Origin of the sequence: Kitasatospora sp. NPDC004799, from assembly GCF_040609095.1 — a bacterium.
GTDB lineage: Bacteria > Actinomycetota > Actinomycetes > Streptomycetales > Streptomycetaceae > Kitasatospora.
Genome location: NZ_JBEXJK010000630.1, coordinates 1 through 3,109, shown reverse-complemented (window position 1 = coordinate 3,109; position 3,109 = coordinate 1). Strand labels below are relative to the sequence as shown.

3 protein-coding genes and 1 pseudogene are annotated in these 3,109 nt (G+C 79.3%); 1 reads left to right on the top strand and 3 read right to left on the bottom strand.

Annotated elements, in window-relative coordinates:
* Positions 1-203: pseudogene (locus ABZW03_RS39145) on the bottom strand (hypothetical protein); the annotation flags it as partial.
* 102 nt (positions 204-305) lie between these two features.
* Here ABZW03_RS39145 and ABZW03_RS39140 point away from each other — a divergent pair.
* Complete coding sequence (locus tag ABZW03_RS39140) at positions 306-701, top strand: DUF2267 domain-containing protein (RefSeq protein ID WP_355269389.1); 396 nt, start codon at positions 306-308, stop codon at positions 699-701.
* 78 nt (positions 702-779) lie between these two features.
* Here the strand turns inward: ABZW03_RS39140 and manA are convergent, their stop codons facing one another.
* Together manA and ABZW03_RS39130 are read right to left on the bottom strand one after the other, a co-directional pair.
* Positions 780-2,042 (bottom strand): mannose-6-phosphate isomerase, class I, encoded by a 1,263-nt coding sequence (manA, locus tag ABZW03_RS39135; RefSeq protein ID WP_355269387.1) that lies wholly within the window; start codon positions 2,040-2,042, stop codon positions 780-782.
* Positions 2,043-2,062: 20 nt separating this feature from the next.
* Positions 2,063-3,007 carry an ROK family protein gene (locus ABZW03_RS39130; protein ID WP_355269385.1) on the bottom strand — a complete coding sequence of 315 codons (945 nt, stop codon included), beginning with the start codon at positions 3,005-3,007 and terminating at the stop codon, positions 2,063-2,065.
* Between the last annotated feature and the right edge of the window lie 102 nt (positions 3,008-3,109).

Genomic DNA, 3,109 nt, shown 5'->3' with positions numbered 1-3,109 from the left:
GGGCGGGCAGGGGCGGCCGCGCCGGCGGTGTCACGCCTCGGCGGGCTGACCGGCCGCGGCGGGCCGGTGGCGTGATCGACGGCGGCGTCGATCCGCCCGGCCGGCGCCCCCGGGGCCCCGGTGACGGTACGTGCCCGCGCTGCCGGCGGCAGCGGGCCGGTAACGAAGGCGCCGGGGCGAGTTACGCTGAGCAGCACGGGCACCGGTACGTCCCGCGGTGGTCACGGGCCGCCCTCCCCCTCCAGGCCCAGAGCGAGCAGGCCGCCGTCGGTCCGGCCGGAGCCGCCGACCGGAAGGAGGACGCGATGACCATCTCCTGGGATGACTTCCTCGCCCGCGTCGTGGAGCGCGGCGAGTACCGGGGCGAGGCCGAGGCGGATCACGCCGCCCGGGTCGTGCTGGCCCTGCTCGGCGAGCACCTGGTGGGGTCCGAGCGCGCCGAACTCGCCGCCGCGCTGCCCGCCACCTACGCCTCGCTGCTGCGCGACGCCGCCCCGGCGGCCGAGCCGCTGACCGCCGAGCGCTTCGTGGAGGCCGTGGTGGGGTGGATCGACGGGGCGACCCCGGCGACGGCGCAGTGGGACATCGGGGCCGTGCTCAGCACCGTCGCCGACCTGGTGCCGGGGGAGCTGCTGGACCGGGTGATCGAGCAACTCCCGGACGGCTACGACCTGCTGTTCGGCCATCCTGCCCGGGCCTGAACTCCGCGCGGCCCGAATCCGTCCGGGCCCCAACCCGCGCGGGCGGCGCCGGGTGCCCCGCTGCGCGGTGGTGCCCCGCTACCCGGTGGTGGCCCGGAACAGCTCCGCGCCCGGGCCGGTCAGTTCGACCGGCCCGGCGCCCGGGCGCAGGTAGGCCGACGCGCCCGCCGGGAGCGCGAGTTCGGCGCCGCCGGTGCCCCGCAGCCGGGCCTGCCCGGAGACGCAGAGCAGGATCTGCGGGGTGGGGAGGTCGACCCGGACGGCGGTGGCGCCGGGGCGCAGCCGGGAGAGGCCGAACTCCTCGGCGGGGGAGGGGAACCGCTCCTCGGTCCCGTCCGCGAGCGGCCGCGGGGTGAGCACCGCGGGCTCGCCGGTCCGGAAGGACGTGACCGCCAGCAGGCCGTCCACGTCGACGTGCTTGGCGGTGAGCCCGCAGCGCAGCACGTTGTCCGAGTTGGCCATCAACTCCACGCCCACGCCGCGCAGATAGGCGTGCGGCACCCCGGCGTCCAGGTACAGCGCCTGCCCGGCGGTGAGCGTGACGTGGTTGAGCAGCAGTGCGGGGAGCGGTCCCCGGTCGCCGGGGTACTCCTCGGTGAGGCGGGCGTAGGCGGCGCAGCTCGCGGCGTACGGCCCGTCGGCGGCCGCCGCGCGGTGCAAGGCGCGGGTGACGGCGGCGAGTTCCTCGTCGGAGGCGTTCAGCCCGGAGCGCAGCAGCTCGGGCAGGACCGCCTCGGCGGGCCGGGTGCGCAGGGCGGCGGCCCAGTGCGGGAGCACACCGAGGGCGTCCAGCAGCCGGGCGGTGTCGGCGGCCGGCCGGAAGCCGCAGAGCGCCTCGAAGTCGCCGAGCGCGCAGAGGAGTTCCGGCTTGTGCCCGCGGTCCTTGTAGACCCGGTCCGGCGCGGTCGGCGGGATGCCCCGGGCCTGCTCGGCCGCGTACCCGGCCTCGGCCTGGGCGCGGGTGGGGTGGACCTGGAGGGAGAGCGCCCGGTCGGCGGCCAGCACCTTGAACAGGAACGGCAGTGCCGGGCCGAACCGCCGGACGGTGTCCGGGCCGAGCAGGCCGTCCGGGTCGGCGTCGATCAGCTCGTCCAGCGGCCGGGGGCCGCTGCCGTCGGGGTCCGGCGCGGACAGCAGGGACGGCGCCGACGGATGGGCGCCCAGCCAGAGTTCGGCCTGCGGGGTGCCGTCGGGCGTGGTGCCGGTGAGCGCGGGGACGGCGGTGGGCGAGCCCCAGGCGTAGCGGCGGACGGGGTTGCGCAGCAGGCCGAACGGAGGCAGGCCGAACGGAGGCAGGGCGGACGCGGGCGAGGAGGGCGCGGGCGGGGTGGACGGCGGCATGCGGGCGGCTCCGGGGAGGTTCAGCGGCAGAGCGCGGCCGCGCCGATCAGCCCGGCGTCGGTGCCGAGTTCGGCGCGGCGCACGTCCAGGCCGCGGACGTACGAGAGGGCGGCGTAGCGGTCCAGGTGGCGGGCGAGCGGGGCGAACAGCACGTCCCCGGCCTCGGCCACGCCCCCGCCGACCACGACCCGGGAGAGGTCCACCAGGGCGGCCGTGGCGGCGATCCCGGCGGCCAGCGCCCGGGCGGCGCGGTCGAAGGAGGCGAGCGCGATCCGGTCGCCCGCGGCGGCGGAGGCGGCGACGGCGCGGGCCGTCCGGTCGTCGGCCACCGGCCGCCAGCCCTCGGCGAGCGCCCGGCGGGCGATCGCGGTGCCGCTGGCGAGGCCCTCCAGGCAGCCGCGCGAGCCGCACGGGCAGGGCTCCCCGTCCAGGTCGACGGTGATGTGGCCGAGGTGGCCGGCGTTGCCGCTGGGGCCGGGGCGCACCGCGCCGTCGAGCACCAGACCGGCGCCGACGCCGGTGGACACCACCAGGCAGAGCGCGTTGTCGGCGCCCCGGGCCGCGCCCTGCCAGTGCTCGGCGGCGGCCATCGCCACGCCGTCCCCGGCGAGCCGGACGGGCAGCGCGCGCGCCGCCGGGTGCTCGGCCACCGCCGGGTGCGCGGCGATCTCGGCGACCAGCGGGAAGCCCCGCCAGCCGGGGATGTTGACCGGGCTGACGGTGCCGTCGGCGAGGTCCACCGGGCCGGCGCTGCCGATCCCGACGGCCGTCACGGCGGCCCAGTCGGCGGCGCCGGCGAGCCGGTCCAGCACCTCGTGCACGACGGCGAGCACGGCCGCACCGGGCTCCGCCGCCGGGGTGGGCAGCTGGAGCCGGTGCCGCAGCCGTCCGTCGCCGTCGACCAGCGCTCCGGCGATCTTGGTGCCGCCGATGTCGAGGGCGGCGAACAGCGGGGTGGAAGGCACGGCAGCTCCAGGAGGGTAGGGGGCGGGGGGGGCGCGGCGGGGGGGGGGGGGGCGCGGCGCCCCGCGCCCCGCCCCCCCCCGCGCCCCCCGCGCCCCGGCCCG